The sequence below is a fragment of the Vibrio bivalvicida genome, from assembly GCF_001399455.2.
GTDB lineage: Bacteria > Pseudomonadota > Gammaproteobacteria > Enterobacterales > Vibrionaceae > Vibrio > Vibrio bivalvicida.
Window position 1 is genome coordinate 26,903 of record NZ_LLEI02000017.1, and the last position, 20,767, is coordinate 47,669.

Here is a 20,767-nt window from a genome sequence, read left to right on the forward strand (position 1 = left end):
CTACCTATAAAGTGACTTCGACACGGCGATTTTTTTCACGCCCTTGTGAAGTGGCATTACTCGCCTTAGGCTTTGTTTCGCCTTTCGAATCAATCTGAGTATTATCTAGCCCTTGATCTATTAAATAAGCCTCTACGCTGCCTGCACGCTTTAAACCCAACTGAAAGTTATACTCCTGTGGTCCTGTACTATCAGTATGTCCGGTCAAAACAAACTCATTGTTTGATGACCCTGCGATTTGAATAATACGATCAAGGATTTTCTTCGACACCGGCGTTAGGTTCGCGCGGTCAAAGTCAAAATAAACACTCGCTAACACATCCCCAGACTGACCTGAAATAAACTGGCCATTATTTACTAGATACTCGGCACAACCTCGCTCTAGCTCAAACTGACTAGCGAAGCGGTCGACAAAATGGCGAGTATCTAGGTCTGTTGCTTCAGTTTGCACCTGATACATAATTCCTGCATTAGGAATAACAGAAACAGGCGTACCAGACTCAACCTGAATATAAGTCGCGCCCGATTGAGTTCCACATACTTGCTCAAAGACAATATTGGCGTCATTGGCTAATACTGTAGAGCTCCCAACTAGAGCCGAAACAATAAAGAGTTTGTTGAATTTAAAAATCATTTTAAGTGTCCGATTTCTTCTGAAATTAGGTTGAGGATGATGTCTAAGAGTTCATCAGGATTAGCAGCGTCGTAGACATTTTCTTCACCAACACATTGAGTTAAGGGGTTTTTTCCAACGTTATAGCCAAATCCGATTAAAGCAATTTGGAATGTCACAGGTCGATTATCAGAAGTTTTGCGGCTATTTAACTCTGCACGTATATCTTCACAAAGGCCCTGGTTAATGAGTGCTTTGGTTGGGACTGGTTCACGACTACTCATAGGGCCATGATTGCCGTTTTTATCATCGCCATCAGATAAAATAACCATAAGCTGACGCGGGTTAGGATCTGATAACTGGTCAAAATACTGTGCTGACTTGATAATCCCTTGGTAAGAAGCGGTTGCACCGCCTGGACGAAACTTTTTCATCTCGGATCTTAGTTGATCGAACTTATCGACAAATGAGACATTCTTATAGCTCATCCCAAAATTTCTATACAATTCGTGAGCACACACCATATCTTTGTCAGATGCTCGGCTATCACGCCAGCGCTGTACCGTTTTGTACGCATCGAGTTTGTAATTTCGGCCTCGCTTTTTATAGTAGAGTTCATCAACATAAGGAAGTGGACTCTTACTTCTCCACCCACAAGACAAGTTATCCTTGGGCCGCGCAGTAAACTCGGCATAAGGTACCAGTGAAACCTTGTTATTGATTTCTTGTATTCCTTGGTATGTTTCAAGTTCATCAAGCACATCATTAATGATATCTCTTACACGTATATACTTAGGTTTACCCTTCCATGATTCGCGCATGGACCCCGAATAGTCCATCACAAATGAAATATCAATGCTGTCACCTTGGTACTTACGCGCTGTAGCAGCGTGCGCCACATCATAGCTGTCACCAAAACCGACAAACTCCTGTGTGGGTAACCAAGCATCTTGGTTAATGGACACTTCTAACGAATACTGTGAGTATCGGTTGGCGCCATCACAGTCGAGGTTGTTGGAAACATGACATTCACTTCTCCCTATCTTGGTAATGGAGATATCCGAATCAGGGATATACGCGCTAATATAGTCTTTAGCTAAACTTTTGTTTTCACTTGTGTTTTGGCTATTCTTAGCAGCCAGAGCCAACGCTGCTGCTTCAGTTGCATCGCCTAAACGAGCTTTGGTTTGCAGTGCACGTGAACCATCAATGGCGAGTGTGAAAAATCCCCACATCCCTGGAATGATCAAAGCAAATAATAACGCAGCGTGCCCGCTTTGTTTTGTTCTAGAACTGCGCATGATTACCGCCCCATCATCAAAGAGGATGATTGTATGGTGGTAAATTCTTCGTCAAACAAAGGTCCCGCCCAATTGTCGGTTTCATAACATAATGTCACCCGGTATAAGGTTGCTCGACGTCCCCATGAGGTCACCATTGAGAGCCCTTCTTGCTGAGAGATAGTTTGTCCAAGTGAGCATCCCTTTCCTTTCGAAATTAGAGTCACAGAAGGCTTACCGTTGAGGTCAAATTTAAGCAACTCAAACTCTCCACCAACGTTGTTTGCCTGATAACTGCCCATGGTTCTTTGCATAGAACCTGTAGCAATCTGGTAGATATCAGTGACCATCTTGTTATCGATATCGAAATTGTCTTTGCCATAGAACTGAGTACGCTCTTTAATCACATTGACCAAGGAGTAAGAAAGCCGATCTAACTTGCCTTGCACCGAGAGCTTAACGATGATATCAGCGGTAAAGATCAATATGGTGGAGAACACAACCCCCAGCAATGCAAACTCAATAGAGAACACCCCACGCTGGCTAGATTTTGAATTGATCACGCTCGAACTCCTGAATTACAACAACTTCTCTTGTCAGGCTACTGCTCGCCCGCATAAAAATAGCGAGCATTGGCGTGTAGTCATAATTGACTCTGTATATCGCAAGTGCGCTATCTGTCGGGTTTCCGCACTCCACTTCGCTGTGATTTTCATTCTGGGTACATGTGTCATCGTTCGATCCACCATAGCGACCTAGCTCTTCAATCGAAGCAAAGTAATGTACTGTAAGTCTGTACTTGTCAGGGTCAATGATATTGCCTAACACACCCGCCTGCTCACGAATGATTCGTTTGAACTCCGTCATAAACTGCGTTTGCTGTGAGCTACGGCTCGCCATCGTATTTGTCGTCTTGGCACGACGTGAAGCTTCCGCTATCGCGAGATCATTAGCAGAAGAAACATAGGCCAGATAACCCATTTCAGCCCAAAGCATAATCATTAAGAAAAAAGCCATAAAGCCGAGTCCAAATTCGATAGAGGCAACGCCATGTTGTTTACGTCGATTTATCATGGCTTAAGACTCAAAGTACGCGCTGTTAAAGCCGTCAGCACGGATTGAACTAATGATTTTCTGCGCCTGTTCACGCTCATATTTGTCTTCGAGCAACTGTTGAGCTTGCTCAATATCACCTAATTTCACCAACACAATGACCAAGTTAGCCTCAGTTTTGCTATCTTTTGGATTAGACTGATAAGCAGAAAGTAGTAAGTTGTAACTGCGTTTATATTGACCCTGAACTAAATACAAGGTCGCGAGATTATTTTTAACCACATCATCGACATAAAACAGCCTTCTCGCGTCAACGAAGTGTCGTTCCGCCACCTCAAGTTTCCCTTCCACCGCGGCTAATACTCCAGCAAGGTTGTGAGCTTCACCACTCTTTGGGTTTAGCGACAGAGCCGTCGAAACATTCTCCACTGACTGTTCGATATTGCCTAAATGGAAATGCGCTTTAGCCAATATAAGATAAACATCAAATCCTTTTGATTTTTCGGTAAGTTGACTGATAACAAAAATGGCAGACTCATGGTCTTCCGTATCCAAATATGTACGAGCTAGTTTTATACGGGTTTCAACACTTTCACGTTCGCGTAGCGCTTGCTTATAAAATTCAATCAGCTTTTCCTGATTGTTTGCCTCGATATACATCTGCTCTTTATTAGCATTAATCACCGAATTAGGGCTAGAGGGCTGGATGGTCGCACAACCGCTCAACAATAAAGTAGCTAACAGCATCAATTTATACATGGTCCATAAACCTCATTACGGCAGGTGCTAAGATGATCACCACAATCGGCATCATGATAAAAACAATCAGCGGCAGAGACATTTTTGCGGCGAGCTTACCGATACGCTCTTCAGCTGCGAGCATATTGACGTCACGGATGTCAGATGCAAGTGTGGTTAACACTTGATAAATAGACGAGCCATATTGCAGGCTTTGCTTTAATGTCATGACAAAGCTGCGAATTTCTGATGTCGGTAACTTTTCATACAGCTCGTCTAGCGCCCTTTCAAGGCTGACAATTTGTGCGCGGTCATCCAATTTAGCGAGCAACGAGGCAAGCTCTTTATCAAATGCTCTTAGTTCTAGAGATAGATATTTAATGGTCGCCTCGAGCGTCATTCCGGTTTGAACGCAAATTGCCATCAGATCGAGTAAATAGGGTAACTGTCCAGAAATACGTTGTCGGCGCGCCCTCTTTCTTGCCGCGAGTAACGAGTCTGGAAAAATAATACAGGTGACGAACCAAACAGCCATTGCCGCGACCATTTGCGACGATGCTATTGAATACATATTGGCTAACAAGTAGATAAGAAAAATACCTAGTACTGATACGCCATACTTAAAATGCATGTAGTACTTAGCAAAATTTTGATTGTGTAGACCTGCCTCCTCTAATTTCTCCTTAATCTCACCTTCCTGTGAAGAAAATGAAGAAGTTAGCTTTTCAAGTGCCTGTACTAGGTGGCTATCCGTATCGGTTTGCTTTTCTTGGTCGTCATCAATCAAGGCATAGATTTTTAGCATCTTCCGCCGCTTAGCCGTACTCCATACCTGATAGCTGACAATCGCGATACCTAGAGTGATAAGGATAAGAGTTACAAAGATGAGCAAATGAGCTGACATTATCTTTGGGCTCCTCTCATCAAACTCCAAATGATAAACAGCCCAATAAACTCACTGCTAATCAAGTAATAAAGAATAGGTTTACCTTCAGGATCAAATAGCAAAAATTCGAAATTATCAGGGCTGACAAACTGCAACATTAACAACACAGAAAAAGGGATAACCGCGACAATCTTTGCCGACATGCGTGCTTCCGCGGTCAGGGCATACTTTTTTTTCTCTATCGCCCGAGCATCGAACATCAATCGGTTTAAACGTGCAATGACATCTTTCAATTGCCCTCCACGCTGCATATTGGCGCGCAACGTGATAACGAAAAAATAGAAAGAAGGATAAGGAAAGCGATCGCAAGATTTACGAAACACGTTGTCCGGTGTTTCGCCGAGCTGAAGCCTTTCTCCCATGTGCTTAAACTCACTACCAACTTCACCTTGTAGCGTTCGACCTACATAGATGATGGCATGCATAATACTTTCACCTGAGCTCACCGCACTCGATAGCATGTTCAGTGCGTCAGGAAAGGCACTTTCAAACGCTTGACGCTGACGCTTTTGCAACCATAAATACCCAAGCATCCAACCGAGAACCAAGACACTTGAAGCAACTGAGACCAAGTTTGCCTGCAAATACTTGTTATTCAGTATCATAGCAACGGTGACTAAAACAAGGCTGTACACAAGCAGTTTCACCTCTGGCATTTTGCCTAACTGACGTTTCACGTTTTTGCTTCGTGCTTTTAGTTTGTCGACAAAAGTTTTGTCAGAAAGCGCTTTAAGGTCAACGGCTTGCTGAGCCTCATCAATAGAGCAAGCCCTTAAAGAGCGGTTTGCTTCTTCCAAGTAGTCGTTTTTTTGTTCGCTATTTGTTGGCCAAAACACCACTAGCAAAGCTACACCACCTAGAATTAAGGCTAACCAGTAAATCATACAGGGGCACCAACATTAAAAGCATCCGTTAGCTGTTGTTCCAACCCAAAGTACTTGGCTTTTTCGACTAAAACTGAACGTTGCATAAGGCCAGCGGTAACAAACTTACCGTGAATTTTTCCGTTTTCGTTCGCCACTGACGCAGGTTGAAAGCGGAATAGTTCTTCAAGTACAACATTCGAACCTTCAATCCCAACCACTTCAGTGATGCTCATCACTTTACGGCTACCGTCGTGCAAGCGACTAATTTGCACCACAAGATCGACTGCACTCACAATTGCTCTGCGAACCGCCTCTAATGGCAAGCTGTTGGTCGCCATCATTACCATGGATTCCACCCTTGCCAGCGCATCTCGTGGAGTGTTGGCATGCAGGGTAGACATAGAACCATCGTGCCCTGTATTCATTGCTTGAAGCATTTCAAACGCTTCTGCACCACGACATTCACCAACAATGATTCGATCAGGACGCATACGCAGTGAGTTAATCACCAAGTCACGCTGACTAATCGCACCAGAACCTTCAATACCAGCCATTCGAGTTTCCAATCGTACTACATGAGGCTGCAACAGTTTCAGTTCCGCTGCATCTTCGATAGTGACAATTCGCTCTTTTTCCGAGACATATTGTGACAACGCATTAAGCATAGTTGTCTTACCGGAGCCTGTACCGCCAGAGATGAGGATGTTGAGCCTACAACGTGCTGCAATCATTAAAATACGCGCCATCTCTGCGCTCATGGCACCAAACTCGACCAGTTCAGAAAGCTCTATTGTTTGTTTCTTAAACTTACGAATAGAGATAGAAGTACCGTCGATTGCTATGGGGGGAATTACGATATTAACGCGGCTTCCATCAGGTAGACGAGCATCACAAGTTGGCGAAGATTCATCAACACGTCTGCCAACTCGGCTCGCAATACGTTTAGCGATTTGCTGTAACTGCCCTTCATCGATAAAGGAAATATTCGCTTGTTCTACCAAACCATGTCGCTCAATAAAGATGTGGTCACAACCATTGATCATGATGTCACTGATCGACTCATCTTCCATTAGAGGTTGCAAAGGCCCAAGTCCGTGCAATTCATCGACAAGCCCTTTGACATATTCACGACGGATAACACTGGCAACCGAAAACCCTAGCTTGTCGATCAACATATCGACAGCGTTAGAAAGCTGAAGCGTCAATGCATCTTTAGACACACTTTGCACCACTTCTGCATCTAGCGCTTCGAAAATCTGTTTACGAATCTCTATATAAGCTGACTTATTGATCTTAACGTCCATTACTTGCCTCGCTTAAGAATACGACGTAGCCAACTGTTTTTTTCACCTTCATCTGGCTGACCAAGCAGCATTGCTGTAAGTTTGTGCAGATTTTGACTGACTGGATAATCATGTTTATAGATATGCTTTTGCTCTAGAACTAACTTACTCATTCTCGGCTCGTTCGGCAGTATGATGTCAGGGGTACGCCCTAGAAACGCTTTAATGTTTGCCGCATTTATCGTCGCCGCTTTTTCTTCAATGGTGTAGTTCAAAACAAACAAACAACGCACACTAGAGTCTGCGGCTTCCAAACTCTTCATCGTGCGTTTAGCTTCACGAACACTTGAGACTGTTGGCTCCATCAGTAGAACAATGACGTCACAGGAAGTTGAGATGTAATCGAGGTCTTGTTTAGAATTACTCCCTCGTGATAGATCTTCGAGAATAAAATTGTAGTTACCTGATAATTGCGCCGTTAAAGTGCGGAGGTACTCTTTCAGTTCGAGTTCATTGAGTTCATCTGACTCAAGCGACAATACCGCTAGCATGTTGTCGACCTTTTTCACCATGCTTGCTGCATAGGTAGTATCAACGCTCGATGCTAATGAAGCTCTAGAGACGAGTTTCTTATCAAATCGCTTAAGCCCCAAGAAAATATCTAAGTTACCACCACGAAAATCATGATCGACCACCAGAGCACTCGACTTTTTAATGTCGGATAGCTCGAAGGCTAATTCTGCGGTCAACATGGTGGCACCGACGCCCCCCTTGGTCCCCCAAACACCCACTTTTTTAGCGCTGCGATCTTTACCTAAACCAGAATTTCGTTGACGGTTATTATTAACATTGCGGACAAACTCTATCAGTTCTTGCTTAGTGATAGGCCAGAATACATAGTAAAAACCCATCTCTTTCAAGTTTCGAATTGTAGAGATTGCATCTTCGCTACCTACGACTATTACAGAAGCACTGTTAGGTAAAAGATGACTAATTCGCTCCATGTCCTTTGTGATGTTTTCGCTCAGGTTTAGCTCAACAATCACGATCTCAACGAAAGATTCACGCACATGCTGTTTAATCTTGTCATCACTATTGACGAGCATAGTTGGAACATTGATATTCTCGAAGCGAAAAGCTTCATCAACCAGATCGACACACTCTTGTGTTTGATGGAACAAAACAGAGGTAATGGTCTCTTTTTTAACAGTGTTTTGCAGCGGTTTACTTTGTAGCTTATCTACTAAATCAAACATAAATGTGGGCCTTACTTAGCTAAAGGCTGAGATGAAAGGGTATTTTCTGGATTCACCATCGATTGCCATCGTGCATTTTCCGCAAAACAACCTTCGGCGTTTGTACCAAACTTACCTACCTTACTTGGAGTGCATAATTCAGTGATCACCTTGGTGTAGTGAAATTCAACCGCTACATCTTTGCCACTATCTAACTGTTCTTGGTGAAGGGATATTTGATTTGACTCAACCCCACGCTCAAGCAAACCTTGACGAATTGAGATTACAAACTGTTTACCTAGCCTTGTTGACCATTGCAGATTAATTCCCTTACTCGCAACAATTTGCCAGTTGTGATCGATTAGCTTCTGCACTTCTTGCTTAGCTTTGTCTATACCAGCAGGTTCAAAGGAAGCAGACCATGTATAAGTCATCGGCACAGTGTGAATCGCTTGGCCTTCACGCATCGAAACGTTTTCAGCGCAACCACTCAAAACAAGCAGCATAGATAAGCCGACGGATTGCCAAATAGAGTTAAGATTGACGTTTCTCATAGCTTGAAGCCTCCTGTCGCGTAGATTTCATTTGCCCATTTACTTTGATCTGAATCCGATATGTTTGGCTCAATGTTCAAAAAGCGCTCAAGACTAGTAGTTTTCTGCATCGTAGGCAGTTGGATTGAGCTAGGTTCAACGGGTTGAACAAGATTGACCGTCGCAACAATAACAAGCTCAGTGCGCGTTCTTTCCGTCCCTGAAGAGCGAAATAGCGCACCTAATACAGGAATTTCGCCAATAAATGGGATTTGGCGTAACGACTCCTTGTCTTCGGTACTCAACAGGCCACCTAACACAAAGCTCTTGCCATCAGCGAGCTGAACCGTCGTTCTTGCCCGTCGAGTTTTTAATGCCGGAAGATTGTATGACTCGTTGCGGTATTGGGTATCCAATGAACTCACTTCTGGGATTAGTGAGAGCTTGATATTGTCATCATCCAGCACCTTAGCCATCAAATCTAAGCGAATACCAAACTCTTTGTATTCAACATTAGTGGTCCCATCGACCACAGTCACTACAGGTAGTTCTCCACCTACAAGGAAATTGGCCGTCTCTCCGGACATCACTGACAAGTTTGGCTGCGCTAGAATTTGCCCAACGGTATCGTTACCCATCGCAGTTATCACTGAAATGATATCTGAGGCACTGAAAGAGGTTAGCTTATCAATGAAAACACCTGAGTTTTGACCTTGGCTACCATACTGAACACCAAATTCTTCAAGAAATGAGTGTGACACTTCAGCAATCGATAGCTTTACATTGACCTGCTTTTGGGTGACGACTTCGATCTGGTTGACAACACCAGTGAAGTGGAAACGCTTCATAAACTCCATTTCATAGTCGTCATCATTGATGTTCCATTTAATTGCGTACTCTTTCTTTTCTTTCTCTAACAACTCTCCCACCATTTGATTGATAGCATCTTTGTTTTTTTCATTCGCAACAGTGCCCGTTAAAACCACATTGTCACCAATATGAGTCAGCTTTACGTTCGCATTGGGATACAGCAGTTGAACTTGGCTTTCTAGCTCCGTGAGCGATGTATTAACCGTTACCTTACGTTTAGTTAGGGTTTTTCCACTGATGCCAAATACGGCAAATCCGGTTTCACCCAAGGCTTTGCCAAACAAAGCAACTTTGCGTTTATCAATCACTTGATAGTCAGCCACTTCTGGATTGGAAATAAAGACAGAGTCAATGTCTTCGCCAACCGAGATGATTTCCATCTCGCCTTCAGAGAGGTAGGTGATTCTTTGCGCGTTTGAAAGAGAAGGTACTAAAAACAATAAGGCACAAAGAGAGATAAGTAACTTTTTCATTGAAGCCTCAGTTAATGGTTACGTCGTTAGAGCGATACTCAACGACAGATTTGAAGTTGGATAGCACATCACCAGCATCTGCATGGAGATCTGACTTCTTGTATTCACCAATGGATTTGTGGACTTCCAGTTCAGAGATTCTTTTTGCCACTGTGAGGGTCGCTACTTGCTTACGAGTAAGCTCTAAAATCAGATTTACTTCGGTTGACGCTGGAGCGCTACGCGTTTCACCAATCAACGTCTTGTTTACTTGCAGTACTTTGACACCTGTTAGCACTGGGGTAACAAACATATTGCGCTTACGCGTCGGTTGTGTCTCTGCCGTTTCTATTGAGAATTCCGTTGGCAAAGAGAGAGATAACACATCAATCATGGTCCCGTGGGTGATCACACCACCAACAATGGATTGAGGCCGCACTTTTATTGCATAAGGAACACGGTTTTTGGCGATCACCAAATCAACATAGCCCTCTTGATCTGGCGCAACCAAGTGCTCTTGAAAAATCAACTCGCCAACATTCAAGTCTGCCGCGTAGACCAAACCGTTTGAAAAATTGATCAACATATCTTCAGCAACACCTAACACCGTGGCTTTAGACTCGGTTACACGAAGTAATTCCAAATCCGAGCGCTTCACCTGCTGACCTTGACCAACAGAGTTGACCAATCGCCAAGCGGTAATCAACTTGTCTTGTTTCACTTCCGGTTGAAACTCTTGCGTTGGAGTTTTTGATAAACTCCCTGCTAAGCCATACAAACCCAATAAGATTGCTAGCCCTGCAAAAGTTAATAATACTTTTTTATTCACACTGAATTTTCCAAGATAGATGCCAGCACTCCAAATAGCCCGCCTAGGGATATAGCGATCCCATAGGGTATTCCCGTGAATTTACTCTCTGCTACTTTATTTCTAAACAGATAGAAAACACTGGTAATACCGCCGGTAATAGCAACTATAAATAGCGTAATAGGAATGTATGCTGGAATAATTGCAACTGAATAGGCGGCAAATAGCTTACTATCTCCGCCACCAAGCCAACCTAGGTGGCTCATGACTAATCCAATTGACAAAAACAAGATAACGTTGACTATTTGGAAGACTCCACCCAGTTTCAAAACGATAATAGAGCAGCTAAGTAGCACTCCTAAACAGAGGAGGTTACTGATTTTTCGGTATCTAATATCTGACCAGATGGATAGAAAAGTGAGGGTAGCCAATAATATTAGCCACCCTGTTAGGCACTGTGTTCCCAAAACGTCGATGACTACTTCGCAACTTTGCCTAGTTCTGTTTTGATGCTAGTAAATATGGTAGTAAGGTGTGTACCAATGTCACCAACGAGTGCAGCAATTACAATTGAGATACCTGCCGCAATAAGGCCGTACTCAATAGCAGTTACGCCGTTCTCATCGCTCTTATAGTTTTCAATGGCTAATTTGGTGTTAACAAATAGTTTAGTAAACATGCTTATTCCTTCTGACTTTAATCTAGAAATTAAAATTAAAAACTTATAACCCAGACAAATTTGGGGGTGCACATTTGTAACTCGAACAATTACACCTGTTCAAAAAACAATTCATAACTAAACTAAACAAACAGTATAAGCCGATCAATAAACTGTATATTTATATAAAAATAAACAAATATGTAAAATTATTACACACAAAATATGAACCACCAAGCATATGGGGCGACATTTCTTGCCTAGTGTCCAGTTTAAATCACATTCACTTATTGAATAGATCTACAAATAAGATGGTTGATAAAACAACAAAACACGTTCAGTTCTGTTATTTACAGGCTACGAATAATAAAAAAGCGCCATGAATGGCGCTTTTCGGGGTTGAAATATGCGGCTATTTAAATCGAAGTACTTTAAGCGACGCTTCTGTATCGACGTCTTCAAACTCTGGAGGGTTGTCTAACCGCTCAATAAAGTTGAGCTGCGGCGCTTCTTCCTTCATGCCTTCTATTAAGAACTGGCTTGTTACTTGAGGAGAGTTAACACAGGCGATTACTTGTCCATCTTGCGCTAACAACTCCGGCAGCTTTCTGAGAATACGCTTGTAATCTTTAGTTAGTGCAAAGCTACCTTTTTGGAATGACGGCGGATCAATCACAATTAAGTCATAACGTCCCATCTTCTTGATTTTTCCCCAAGAGCGGAAAATATCGTAGCCTAAGAACTTAACTTGATTAGTGTTGTGGCTATTCAACTTATGATTTTCTCGCCCTTTCGCCAGTGAAGAGCGCGACATATCGACATTGACCACTTGATCTGCCCCACCTTCTATCGCAGCAACAGAAAATCCGCATGTGTAGGCAAACAGGTTTAGAACATTTTTATGCTTAGCGTTATCTTTTACCCAATCACGCCCATAGCGCATATCCAAAAACAGACCAAAGTTTTGGTTGCGGCCAATATCGAGTTGGTACTTTAAACCTGACTCTTCTACTACAGGGCGGCTATCCAATTCGCCCAGCAAGACTTCCGAAGGAGCCCCCTCTGCGTAACGATATTGAACAACTATTGAACGGCCTTGTTTTTCGTTCCACAACGCACTTTGTGACAGTGTAACCAATCCTTGCTTTAGTTGTTCAATAAATGACTCTTCAACCGCTTTAAATACACTGACAATAAGCTGCCCTTGAATCCAATCACAGGTTAATTGATCCAACCCTTCAAATCTACGGCCACGGCCATGAAACAGGCGGCGAATTTCGTTCGGAGCTGATTCTAATTGAAGTTGCAACTGCTCAAAAAAAACTGGAAGTTGTTGTGTCTGCATTGCTGCAGGAATTACTTGTTGATCTTCGGCCATGATAGCTCCCAAGGTTTTAGCCAAGCCTCAATGCCTTGACTGGTCATTTCATCATTCCACTTCTCTCCGAGTAAGACACTTTTACGCGGATCGCAAACAAATTCGTAGCTTTGGCTATTGAATTCGAAGCGAAGGGCAAACGCATGCAAGTAACCGCGATCTGAGGTATTGCCACTATTGTATATAGGATCGCCGACAATTCCCGAACCTACTGATTTCAGAGCGACGCGAATTTGGTGCGTTTTCCCTGTATGCGGTTTACATAAGAAAAGTCTTTCACCGGGCAAAGCAGTTGCAGAAAAAAACTGGGTCACCGCAGGGTTATGTTGAGTGGTAAGCAGCTTCCAAGATGCTCGACGCGAGCGTTCCATATCTCCCGATACCAACCCTTGCTTCTTTTTTGGTTTTTTACTGCCGATAGCGAGATAGAACTTCTCCACTCGCCGTTCGGCAAACTGGTTTGAAAGAGCTCTGGCTGCCGCCACGTTTCTACCCAGCAACAAAATACCCGAAGTCATTTTGTCTAAGCGGTGAATAAGATAAAGCTGTGAATCTCCAGTCTGTTTGGAAACATCTTGGAGTAGCATAGTATCGCCATCATCTTTATGTACTGACACATTCGGATGTTTATTAATAACGATAAAGTCAGGATGGGTATGTAAAATATCAAACATTAGACAGGCTCCACTTCGGAGGCATGAGTATACCCATTCTCTTTGTGAATACCAGTAGGGTATCATTCATCAAGCGATAAAGAGACTTTGACACAAGATAGGCCAGGTATTACCAGACTTACCCCTACTGCTGCCACTCACTCATGTAGGACTAGCAAAAAAAACCTCCCAAGCGGGAGGTTTGTTTCATTGAAGTCGTGAGTCAGGTCTATAGCTTCTTAGAGAAGATTCCTGCCACAGCGATGATACCGATACCTAGCAGCATGATTTCACCCTTGCCGCTATCGAAGCCAGACTTAATGCCCATGAAAGCAACGACTGCGATAGCTACTGGAATAATGTACTTAACTAGGTTGTACCATAGACCAAACAGTGGGAAAGACACTTCACCATCGTTAGTGATCTCTTTTTCAAGCTCTGAGCGTGATAGACGCCAACCTGCGAAGATACATACCAACATACCACCAACAGCTAGGAAGATCTTATCTGTTAGGAGGTCGAAGATATCAAATGCGCCAGTGCCGAATAGTGTTGGCCCTACACCACCTAGCGACAGAGAGGCGAATACACATAGCGTTGCCATTACTGAGCTTGCGCTGATTACGGCTGTAGATCGCTTCATACCTTTTTCATCAATTAGGTAAGAAACCACAACCTCAAGTAGTGATACAGAAGAAGTAAGTGCCGCTACCGTTAGACCAATGAAGAACATCAGTGCAAACAGAAGACCGATTACGCCACCCATTTCAGCAAATAGCTGAGGTACGACAACAAATACTAGACCAGGGCCAGCCGCTGGCTCCATACCGAATGCAAACATTGCTGGGAACATTGCTACACCTGCTAGGATTGCAACACCAGTGTCCATTGCAGTAACCATACCTGTCGTCTGAACTAGGTTTTCTTTCTTCTTCAAGTAAGAACCGTAAGTCAACATACAGCCCATACCCAAGCTCAGCGAGAAGAACGCCTGACCTAGAGCCGCTAGAACAACGTTACTATCCACTTTAGAGAAATCTGGCATAAACAGGAATTCAAGACCAGCCATAGCGCCAGGGAGCATTAGACCTTTCACTGATACAACAATCAGGATAAGGAATAATAGAGGCATTAGGATCTTACCTGCTTTCTCGATACCGCCAGATACGCCTTTCATCACGATGGCGATGTTTAGCATCAGGTAGATACCCATCCACATCAGTGGTTGAACGGGATCAGAGATGAAACCGCCAAAGCTGTCACCGATTGCTTCTGGTGCACTTAGCAGGCCGCCACCAACTTTAAAGATGTATGCCAGTGCCCAACCACCTACCACTGGGTAGAAACCCATGATAAGTAGACCACTCAACACACCCATAACGCCTGTAAACGTCCAACGACGATCTGTCGTTTTAAACGCACCAACAGCGGATAGACCTGTCTTACGACCAATAGCGAACTCAGTTAGCATGACGCTAAAGCCGATAAAAATTACGAAAAGAAGGTAAATTGCAACGAACGCGCCGCCGCCGCTCTCACCTGCCGTATAAGGAAATTTCCATATGTTGCCCAAACCAACAGCAGAACCTGCTGCGGCCATCACGAAGCCTAATTTAGATCCCCATGTATCACGGGCTTGTGTACTTGTACTAGTAGCCACGGTTACTCCATTAAATCGTTTTTAAGTTGTGTTTGCTTCTGTTAGGCGCCTTAAAAAAGTGGTGTATAATTATTTTTACACTTAATAAAATTATCAGTGACGCTAACGTTATGGCAAGTAAAGCAGTTTAAGATTAAAATTGGAAGCCCATTTAGTTTATTTTTCCGCCACAAATGTAATTAATATGTTTAAATGCTGCTTTTTTAGCCTTTAACATCTACTATACACCAGAATTTACATTCCCATAACATAATCATTCTTTTTCTGACTTTTCCTTACTCGTTACATTCTTTGTCTATTTGTCGCTTGTCGCCCCTCTCCCAGAGTTCTAATATTGAATGGCATTGGAATACCTAGGTTACTGAATGGAAAAGTTTTATCACTTTGTTACGCTGGCTGGGATCGTCTTATATTGGATTTTAGTTGCAGGTGTGACAATTCGAGTCGTACTAAAACGACGTGCTGTCAGCGTCTCGCTAGCTTGGCTGATGATCATTTATATCATTCCAATCTTAGGTGTCGCCTGCTATTTCCTATTTGGTGAACTCAATCTTGGTCGCAAAAGAGCCGAACGCGCCAAAGAGATGCTCTCTCCTTTCTCTGAGTGGTTCTCGAAGCTCAACGATTGTCATGCTCACTCACCTGAAAGTTTTGGCCGCCATATCTATCGTATTGATGAGCTATGTAACAACCGGCTTGGTCTACCTGCCCTTTCAGGTAACTCACTTTCTTTACAAAGTTCTCCTGACGATATTTTACATTCCATTATCGAAGACATTGAAAATGCTCAAGCCAGTATTCGTATGGTTTTCTACATTTGGCACCCAGGCGGGTTGGCCGATTCCGTTGCTTCTGCCTTAATTCAAGCAACAAAACGAGGTGTAGATGTTAAAGTTTTGCTCGACTCCGCTGGCAGCCCACGTTTCTTTCGCAGCGAGTGGTTACAGATGATGCGCGGTGCGGGTATCGAAGTCGTTCAAGCACTCGAAGTTAGCCCGTGGCGTATCTTCCTTCGTCGCCTCGACCTGCGCCAACATCGGAAAATCATCGTCATCGACGAAGAGATCGCATATACAGGATCAATGAACTTGGTTGACCCGGCATACTTTAAACGAGACTCTGGCGTCGGTCAGTGGATTGACATGATGGTACGCATCACCGGCCCAACCGTTAATGTATTGTCGGCGATTCACTGCTGGGACTGGGAAGTAGAGACAGGTTCTCGGGTATTCCCATCATTACCCAAGTGCAACATCAATCCAAATGAACCTCAACACCCTGTTCAAGTTGTTCCTTCCGGCCCAGGTATGCCAGAACACCTCATTTCTCAGGTATTAACGCTGGCGATCAATCAGGCGAATCACTCAGTTCGTATCACGACTCCATACTTTGTCCCTAGTTCTGATTTACTTGAAACACTCAAGATGACCGCACAACGTGGCATTAAAGTGGAGTTGATCATCCCACACAAAAATGACTCACTCATGGTTCAGTGGGCATCACGTGCATTTTACAGTGAGCTATTAAGTGCCGGGGTTAAAATTTATGAGTTCTATGGCGGATTGCTACATACAAAGTCGGTTGTGATTGACGAGGAGTTCTGTCTCGTCGGAACGGTAAATATGGATATGCGTAGTTTGTGGCTTAACTTTGAGCTTACCCTAGCCATTGATGACATAGCGTTTACCAAAGAGATGTATTGGCTTCAGCAAAGTTATATAGATCAGTCTCACTTAGTTAACATTCAAGACTGGGAAAAGCGTACGCTATTCTCTCGCTTTTTAGAGCGCGTTTTCTATCTGTTTAACCCACTGCTTTAAACCCTTGCTATTCAAGCTACGCCATGGTTTAAATAAGAGAAAGTATTCGATAAGGACTTCCGATGTCAGAAAGTAAACAGACCAGAATGGTCACCGCTGGTCGCGATAAAAAGTGGACTAATGGCGTGGTAAACCCGTCCGTCCAAAGGGCATCTACCGTTGTATTCAACACCGTCGCTGAAAAACATCATGCAACGGTGAACCGAGCAAATAAGACTCTGTTTTACGGTCGCCGCGGTACTACCACCCATTTTGCGTTTCAAGACGCAATGACCGAAATAGAAGGTGGCACAGGTTGCGCTCTGTATCCTTGCGGTACAGCAGCGATCTCTAATGCCATTCTGTCGTTTGTCGAGACAGGCGACCACATTTTGATGGTCGATACCTGTTATGAACCAACACGAGATTTTTGCGACAAGATCCTTAAGAAGATGGGAGTAGAAACAACCTACTACGACCCAACTCTGGGTGAAGGTATTCGCGAGCTTATTAAGTCAAATACTAGGGTGCTGTTCCTAGAATCTCCGGGGTCTATCACCATGGAAGTACAGGATGTGCCAACTCTGTCTAGTATTGCACACGAACACGATATTATCGTGATGCTAGATAACACTTGGGCAGCAGGTGTAAATTTCTCACCCTTTGAACATGGCGTCGACATTTCTATTCAAGCAGCAACGAAATATATTGTGGGCCACTCAGATGTCATGCTCGGTACTGCAGTTGCCAATGAAAAACACTGGGATCAATTACGCGAACAAAGTTACTTGATGGGCCAATGTGTTTCCCCTGACGACGCCTACTTAGGCTTACGTGGAATTCGCACTCTTGATGTACGTCTGCGTCAACACGCAGAAAACAGCTTAAAAGTCGCGCAGTGGCTTCAAAACAGACCTGAAGTTGATCATGTTCGCCACCCTGCCCTTGAAACTTGTCCTGGTCACGAGTTTTTCACACGCGATTTTACCGGTGGAAATGGCCTATTTTCATTTGTCTTGAAAAGCAGTTACCCAAGAGCAACCACAGCCCTATTAGATGGAATGAAGCATTTTAGTATGGGCTATTCCTGGGGGGGGTTTGAAAGTCTGATTCTTGCCAATGAACCAAAGAGCTTCAATAGTCTGCGTACAGTGGCTAATCCTAACTTTGAGGGAACCCTGATTCGCTTACATATTGGACTTGAATCTGTCGATGACCTGATCGCCGATCTTGAAGCAGGGCTAGAACGATACAATGCACTGATTCTCGAAAAAGAAGCAACGGCCTAATGCCTTCAAAAAAGTTCACTATTTAGCCTCGCTCGCGAGGCTTTTTAATATATTGATATTATTAACAATTTGGTCATTATGATTTTATAAGACCTTTCGTTAATTAAAGCTGTTGGTTATTAATTCAACATCACAATTTAACATTTTATTAACTTATCTAATTTCGCTTAGTTCAATTTTTCTCCTACGTTTAAACATCTCATCAGAGGTCATACCAGAAGGAGCTAACATTGAAACTGATCTACTCACTTGTCCTTACTTGTGCTTTAGCACTTGGACAACCTATGCTAACCAACATCGCCTATGCCAGTGGCTACACTCAAACTCAATATCCCATAGTTCTTGTTCATGGACTGTTTGGATTCGATACCCTTGCTGGTGTCGACTATTTTTATGGCATACCCCACTCACTGACGCGTGATGGCGCCACTGTGTACGTTGCGCAAGTATCCGCTTCAAACAGTACCGAAGTAAGGGGGGAGCAACTTCTAGAACAAGTAGAAACCTTATTGGCTGCAACAGGCGCGTCTAAGGTCAACCTAATGGGTCATAGTCATGGCGGCCCCACCGCACGTTATGTCGCATCCGTCAGGCCAGATCTTGTTGCATCAGTCACCAGCATTGGTGGCGTTAACAAAGGTTCTAAAGTTGCTGACTTGGTAAGAGGAACGGTACCGGAAGGCTCGGGGTTAGAAGGGTTAGCGGTAAAACTAGCCGGAGGACTCACCACACTAATTAACCTTCTTTCGGGTGGGACAGATCTTGATCAAGATCCACTAGCCTCTCTCGAAGCGCTAACCACTGAAGGTTCGCTTGCGTTTAATCAACATCACCCATATGGAATTCCCGCCAGCACCTGTGGCGATGGCGACCTTCTCGCTAATAATGGCGTCTATTACTATTCTTGGACAGGATCTTCCACCTTTACCAATCTTTTTGATCCTACTGATGGCGCCATGGTTGTACTGGGCTGGGCGTTCGATGAACCAAATGATGGCTTAGTCGGAGCGTGTAGTACCCATTTAGGAAAAGTCATTCGTGATGATTACAAGATGAACCATCTCGACGAAATAAATGGGTTGCTAGGCATTCACCACCTATTTGAGACAGACCCTGTCACACTGTATCGACAACACGCGAACCGCCTAAAACAACAGGGGCTATAAGGAAAACCCGATGAAAAAGACCGCTCTTATTACCGCTACTCTCGTTATTTCTATTGGTTTAGGTGCGGTCTTATATAAGTCCGCTAGTATGCCAGACAGCTTACCAGTCGCTCCATCTCAAGTAGATATTGAGGTTGATACCACCACGGCAAAACACTTTTTCGATTTTTCTTTGAGCAGCTTGGGAGAGCAAAGTCTCAGTGACATCAAGAAAACGGTCCGTCAACACGTTTCAATGGGCAACAACCTCACTGATGAAGAGGCGTTATTTACAACTTATTTGCAATACAAAGAAGCGCTTGCTGACCTTGAACCCATGCAAGTCACTTCGCTCACAGCCATAGATTTAGAGCAACTTCACCTACGCATCATGGATTTACAATCTCAGTATTTCTCGCAAGAGCAAATCAAGCTGCTATTTGAAGATGAAAACCTGTTACGTCAATTGGCCATCGACAAAGCGAGTATCGCCCAGCAAGATATCAACAATATACAAAAGCAAGTCTTGATAGAAGATAGGCTTACCGAGCTACCTGAACATATTCGCAAAGCCGAAAGCAACAACCAGCTCGTTGTTAATTTAGCGTCTGTATCACGACTTGAGAGTCAAGAGAAATACCTTGCCAGAGTCGAGCTGATCGGCGAAGAAGCAGCACAGCGGCTCACCGCACTCGATCAACAACGTGCCTCTTTCCAATCATCACTCGATTCCTATTTACAGCGTAGAGATAGCCTACTTGCGTCGCCATCTCTTTCAGAGCAAGATAAACAATTTCAAATCACTCAGTTACGAGAGCAAAACTTCGACACAACTCAGTTGAGACGAGTACAAGCGCTTGAGAGAATCCATGACAGTCGTTAAACGATACAACATTGGCAGCATACAAGGTGCTGCCAAACAAAACCTATACACGCTTTTTCGGACAGCCGACTAAGTGATCATCAACCATTCCAACAGCTTGCATAAATGCATAACAGATGGTTTCGCCAACGAACTTAAACCCTTTCTTTTTGAGGAATTTACTCATCGCTTTTGATTGCTGTGTCGAGGTAGGGACATCGCTCATTTGAGTCCAGAGGTTCACAATAGGCTCACCCTCGACAAACTGCCACAATGCCTTAGATAAACTGCCGTACTCTTCGATGAGTGCGAGAGCCGCACGCGCATTACTATAGACAGATGCAATCTTTCCTCTGTGTTTTACCACGTCAAAATTCTCTATAATTGGCTCTACGTTTGATTCATCGTACTGAGATAGACGAAACAAATCGTAGTCTTCAAATGCCGCTCGGTAACCTTCACGTTTTTTTAGAATCGTTATCCAACTTAACCCAGCTTGCGCGCCTTCTAAAGTAATAAACTCAAATAGCACTTTGTCGTCATAGACGGGCACACCCCATTCTGCATCGTGATACTCACGCTCTAGTTCATGATTCATAGCCCATGCGCAAGTTGTATCCTTACTCATTCATTATCCCCTTTTAAA

General features: G+C 43.7%; 22 protein-coding genes. 4 read left to right on the forward strand and 18 right to left on the reverse strand.

Annotated features, from left to right (window positions below; genetic code table 11):
- Positions 1-4 precede the first annotated feature (4 nt).
- The 17 genes from APB76_RS03525 to APB76_RS03605 all read right to left on the reverse strand — a co-directional run bounded on the left by APB76_RS03525 (position 5) and on the right by APB76_RS03605 (position 15,026).
- Positions 5-634, reverse strand: a complete 630-nt coding sequence (locus APB76_RS03525) for an OmpA family protein (RefSeq protein WP_054963123.1) — start codon at positions 632-634, stop codon at positions 5-7.
- Entirely contained in the window at positions 631-1,914 is a 1,284-nt protein-coding gene (locus APB76_RS03530; RefSeq protein ID WP_054963122.1) for a TadE/TadG family type IV pilus assembly protein, read from the reverse strand. Before APB76_RS03530 ends, APB76_RS03525 begins: the two co-directional genes overlap by 4 nt.
- Positions 1,915-1,916: 2 nt before the next feature.
- Positions 1,917-2,456 (reverse strand): tight adherence pilus pseudopilin TadF, encoded by a 540-nt coding sequence (gene tadF, locus APB76_RS03535; RefSeq protein ID WP_054963121.1) that lies wholly within the window; start codon positions 2,454-2,456, stop codon positions 1,917-1,919.
- Positions 2,437-2,967, reverse strand: a complete 531-nt coding sequence (locus tag APB76_RS03540) for a TadE/TadG family type IV pilus assembly protein (protein WP_054963120.1) — start codon at positions 2,965-2,967, stop codon at positions 2,437-2,439. The genes tadF and APB76_RS03540 overlap by 20 nt, the downstream gene beginning before the upstream one ends.
- A gap of 3 nt (positions 2,968-2,970) precedes the next feature.
- Complete coding sequence (locus APB76_RS03545) at positions 2,971-3,705, reverse strand: tetratricopeptide repeat protein (protein WP_054963119.1); 735 nt, start codon at positions 3,703-3,705, stop codon at positions 2,971-2,973.
- On the reverse strand, positions 3,698-4,588 hold the full coding sequence (locus APB76_RS03550; protein WP_054963118.1) for a type II secretion system F family protein: 891 nt from the start codon (positions 4,586-4,588) through the stop codon (positions 3,698-3,700). The genes APB76_RS03545 and APB76_RS03550 overlap by 8 nt, the downstream gene beginning before the upstream one ends.
- Positions 4,588-5,514, reverse strand: coding sequence for a type II secretion system F family protein (locus APB76_RS03555; RefSeq protein ID WP_049846951.1), 927 nt, complete (start codon positions 5,512-5,514; stop codon positions 4,588-4,590). The genes APB76_RS03550 and APB76_RS03555 overlap by 1 nt, the downstream gene beginning before the upstream one ends.
- On the reverse strand, positions 5,511-6,800 hold the full coding sequence (locus tag APB76_RS03560; protein WP_054963117.1) for a CpaF family protein: 1,290 nt from the start codon (positions 6,798-6,800) through the stop codon (positions 5,511-5,513). The genes APB76_RS03555 and APB76_RS03560 overlap by 4 nt, the downstream gene beginning before the upstream one ends.
- On the reverse strand, positions 6,800-8,035 hold the full coding sequence (locus APB76_RS03565; RefSeq protein ID WP_054963116.1) for an AAA family ATPase: 1,236 nt from the start codon (positions 8,033-8,035) through the stop codon (positions 6,800-6,802). The genes APB76_RS03560 and APB76_RS03565 overlap by 1 nt, the downstream gene beginning before the upstream one ends.
- An 11-nt stretch (positions 8,036-8,046) precedes the next feature.
- A complete protein-coding gene (locus APB76_RS03570) occupies positions 8,047-8,568 on the reverse strand; it encodes a hypothetical protein (RefSeq protein ID WP_049846949.1) in 522 nt (173 codons plus the stop codon).
- On the reverse strand, positions 8,565-9,890 hold the full coding sequence (locus APB76_RS03575) for a type II and III secretion system protein family protein (protein WP_054963115.1): 1,326 nt from the start codon (positions 9,888-9,890) through the stop codon (positions 8,565-8,567). The genes APB76_RS03570 and APB76_RS03575 overlap by 4 nt, the downstream gene beginning before the upstream one ends.
- 7 nt (positions 9,891-9,897) lie before the next feature.
- The gene (cpaB, locus tag APB76_RS03580; RefSeq protein ID WP_049846947.1) at positions 9,898-10,698 is read right to left on the reverse strand and encodes a Flp pilus assembly protein CpaB; all 801 of its coding nucleotides are present in this window, start codon (positions 10,696-10,698) and stop codon (positions 9,898-9,900) included.
- Positions 10,695-11,144 carry an A24 family peptidase gene (locus APB76_RS03585; RefSeq protein ID WP_330220426.1) on the reverse strand — a complete coding sequence of 150 codons (450 nt, stop codon included), beginning with the start codon at positions 11,142-11,144 and terminating at the stop codon, positions 10,695-10,697. Before APB76_RS03585 ends, cpaB begins: the two co-directional genes overlap by 4 nt.
- Positions 11,145-11,155: 11 nt before the next feature.
- The gene (locus APB76_RS03590; protein WP_049846945.1) at positions 11,156-11,356 is read right to left on the reverse strand and encodes a Flp family type IVb pilin; all 201 of its coding nucleotides are present in this window, start codon (positions 11,354-11,356) and stop codon (positions 11,156-11,158) included.
- A 391-nt stretch (positions 11,357-11,747) separates the two neighbouring features.
- Entirely contained in the window at positions 11,748-12,680 is a 933-nt protein-coding gene (locus APB76_RS03595) for a class I SAM-dependent methyltransferase (RefSeq protein ID WP_049847010.1), read from the reverse strand.
- An 11-nt stretch (positions 12,681-12,691) separates the two neighbouring features.
- Entirely contained in the window at positions 12,692-13,387 is a 696-nt protein-coding gene (locus APB76_RS03600) for a TIGR01621 family pseudouridine synthase (protein ID WP_049846944.1), read from the reverse strand.
- A 208-nt stretch (positions 13,388-13,595) separates the two neighbouring features.
- On the reverse strand, positions 13,596-15,026 hold the full coding sequence (locus APB76_RS03605; RefSeq protein WP_049846943.1) for a sodium-dependent transporter: 1,431 nt from the start codon (positions 15,024-15,026) through the stop codon (positions 13,596-13,598).
- A gap of 365 nt (positions 15,027-15,391) precedes the next feature.
- Here APB76_RS03605 and cls point away from each other — a divergent pair, with 365 nt between their 5' ends.
- From cls to APB76_RS03625, 4 genes are all read left to right on the forward strand, one after another.
- A complete protein-coding gene (gene cls / locus APB76_RS03610) occupies positions 15,392-16,846 on the forward strand; it encodes a cardiolipin synthase (RefSeq protein ID WP_054963114.1) in 1,455 nt (484 codons plus the stop codon).
- A gap of 62 nt (positions 16,847-16,908) precedes the next feature.
- Positions 16,909-18,114 (forward strand): cystathionine beta-lyase, encoded by a 1,206-nt coding sequence (locus tag APB76_RS03615; RefSeq protein WP_054963113.1) that lies wholly within the window; start codon positions 16,909-16,911, stop codon positions 18,112-18,114.
- A gap of 230 nt (positions 18,115-18,344) precedes the next feature.
- Positions 18,345-19,280: an esterase/lipase family protein gene (locus tag APB76_RS03620; protein ID WP_049846940.1), complete on the forward strand. Its 936-nt coding sequence runs from the start codon at positions 18,345-18,347 to the stop codon at positions 19,278-19,280.
- Between the two features lie 10 nt (positions 19,281-19,290).
- A complete protein-coding gene (locus APB76_RS03625) occupies positions 19,291-20,142 on the forward strand; it encodes a lipase secretion chaperone (protein ID WP_054963112.1) in 852 nt (283 codons plus the stop codon).
- Positions 20,143-20,185: 43 nt separating this feature from the next.
- Here APB76_RS03625 and APB76_RS03630 read toward each other — a convergent pair whose 3' ends face one another.
- On the reverse strand, positions 20,186-20,749 hold the full coding sequence (locus tag APB76_RS03630) for a DNA-3-methyladenine glycosylase I (RefSeq protein ID WP_054963111.1): 564 nt from the start codon (positions 20,747-20,749) through the stop codon (positions 20,186-20,188).
- Between the last annotated feature and the right edge of the window lie 18 nt (positions 20,750-20,767).

Excerpts from the sequence above, each read along its gene's own strand:
- APB76_RS03525 (WP_054963123.1), bottom strand. The coding sequence starts at position 634 with ATGATTTTTAAATTCAACAAACTCTTTATTGTTTCGGCTCTAGTTGGG.
- APB76_RS03530 (WP_054963122.1), bottom strand. The coding sequence starts at position 1,914 with ATGCGCAGTTCTAGAACAAAACAAAGCGGGCACGCTGCGTTATTATTT.
- APB76_RS03540 (WP_054963120.1), bottom strand. The coding sequence starts at position 2,967 with ATGATAAATCGACGTAAACAACATGGCGTTGCCTCTATCGAATTTGGA.
- APB76_RS03545 (WP_054963119.1), bottom strand. The coding sequence starts at position 3,705 with ATGTATAAATTGATGCTGTTAGCTACTTTATTGTTGAGCGGTTGTGCG.
- APB76_RS03550 (WP_054963118.1), bottom strand. The coding sequence starts at position 4,588 with ATGTCAGCTCATTTGCTCATCTTTGTAACTCTTATCCTTATCACTCTA.
- APB76_RS03555 (WP_049846951.1), bottom strand. The coding sequence starts at position 5,514 with ATGATTTACTGGTTAGCCTTAATTCTAGGTGGTGTAGCTTTGCTAGTG.
- APB76_RS03560 (WP_054963117.1), bottom strand. The coding sequence starts at position 6,800 with ATGGACGTTAAGATCAATAAGTCAGCTTATATAGAGATTCGTAAACAG.
- APB76_RS03565 (WP_054963116.1), bottom strand. The coding sequence starts at position 8,035 with ATGTTTGATTTAGTAGATAAGCTACAAAGTAAACCGCTGCAAAACACT.
- APB76_RS03570 (WP_049846949.1), bottom strand. The coding sequence starts at position 8,568 with ATGAGAAACGTCAATCTTAACTCTATTTGGCAATCCGTCGGCTTATCT.
- APB76_RS03575 (WP_054963115.1), bottom strand. The coding sequence starts at position 9,890 with ATGAAAAAGTTACTTATCTCTCTTTGTGCCTTATTGTTTTTAGTACCT.
- APB76_RS03590 (WP_049846945.1), bottom strand. The coding sequence starts at position 11,356 with ATGTTTACTAAACTATTTGTTAACACCAAATTAGCCATTGAAAACTAT.
- APB76_RS03595 (WP_049847010.1), bottom strand. The coding sequence starts at position 12,680 with ATGCAGACACAACAACTTCCAGTTTTTTTTGAGCAGTTGCAACTTCAA.
- APB76_RS03600 (WP_049846944.1), bottom strand. The coding sequence starts at position 13,387 with ATGTTTGATATTTTACATACCCATCCTGACTTTATCGTTATTAATAAA.
- cls (WP_054963114.1), top strand. The coding sequence starts at position 15,392 with ATGGAAAAGTTTTATCACTTTGTTACGCTGGCTGGGATCGTCTTATAT.
- APB76_RS03615 (WP_054963113.1), top strand. The coding sequence starts at position 16,909 with ATGTCAGAAAGTAAACAGACCAGAATGGTCACCGCTGGTCGCGATAAA.
- APB76_RS03625 (WP_054963112.1), top strand. The coding sequence starts at position 19,291 with ATGAAAAAGACCGCTCTTATTACCGCTACTCTCGTTATTTCTATTGGT.
- APB76_RS03630 (WP_054963111.1), bottom strand. The coding sequence starts at position 20,749 with ATGAGTAAGGATACAACTTGCGCATGGGCTATGAATCATGAACTAGAG.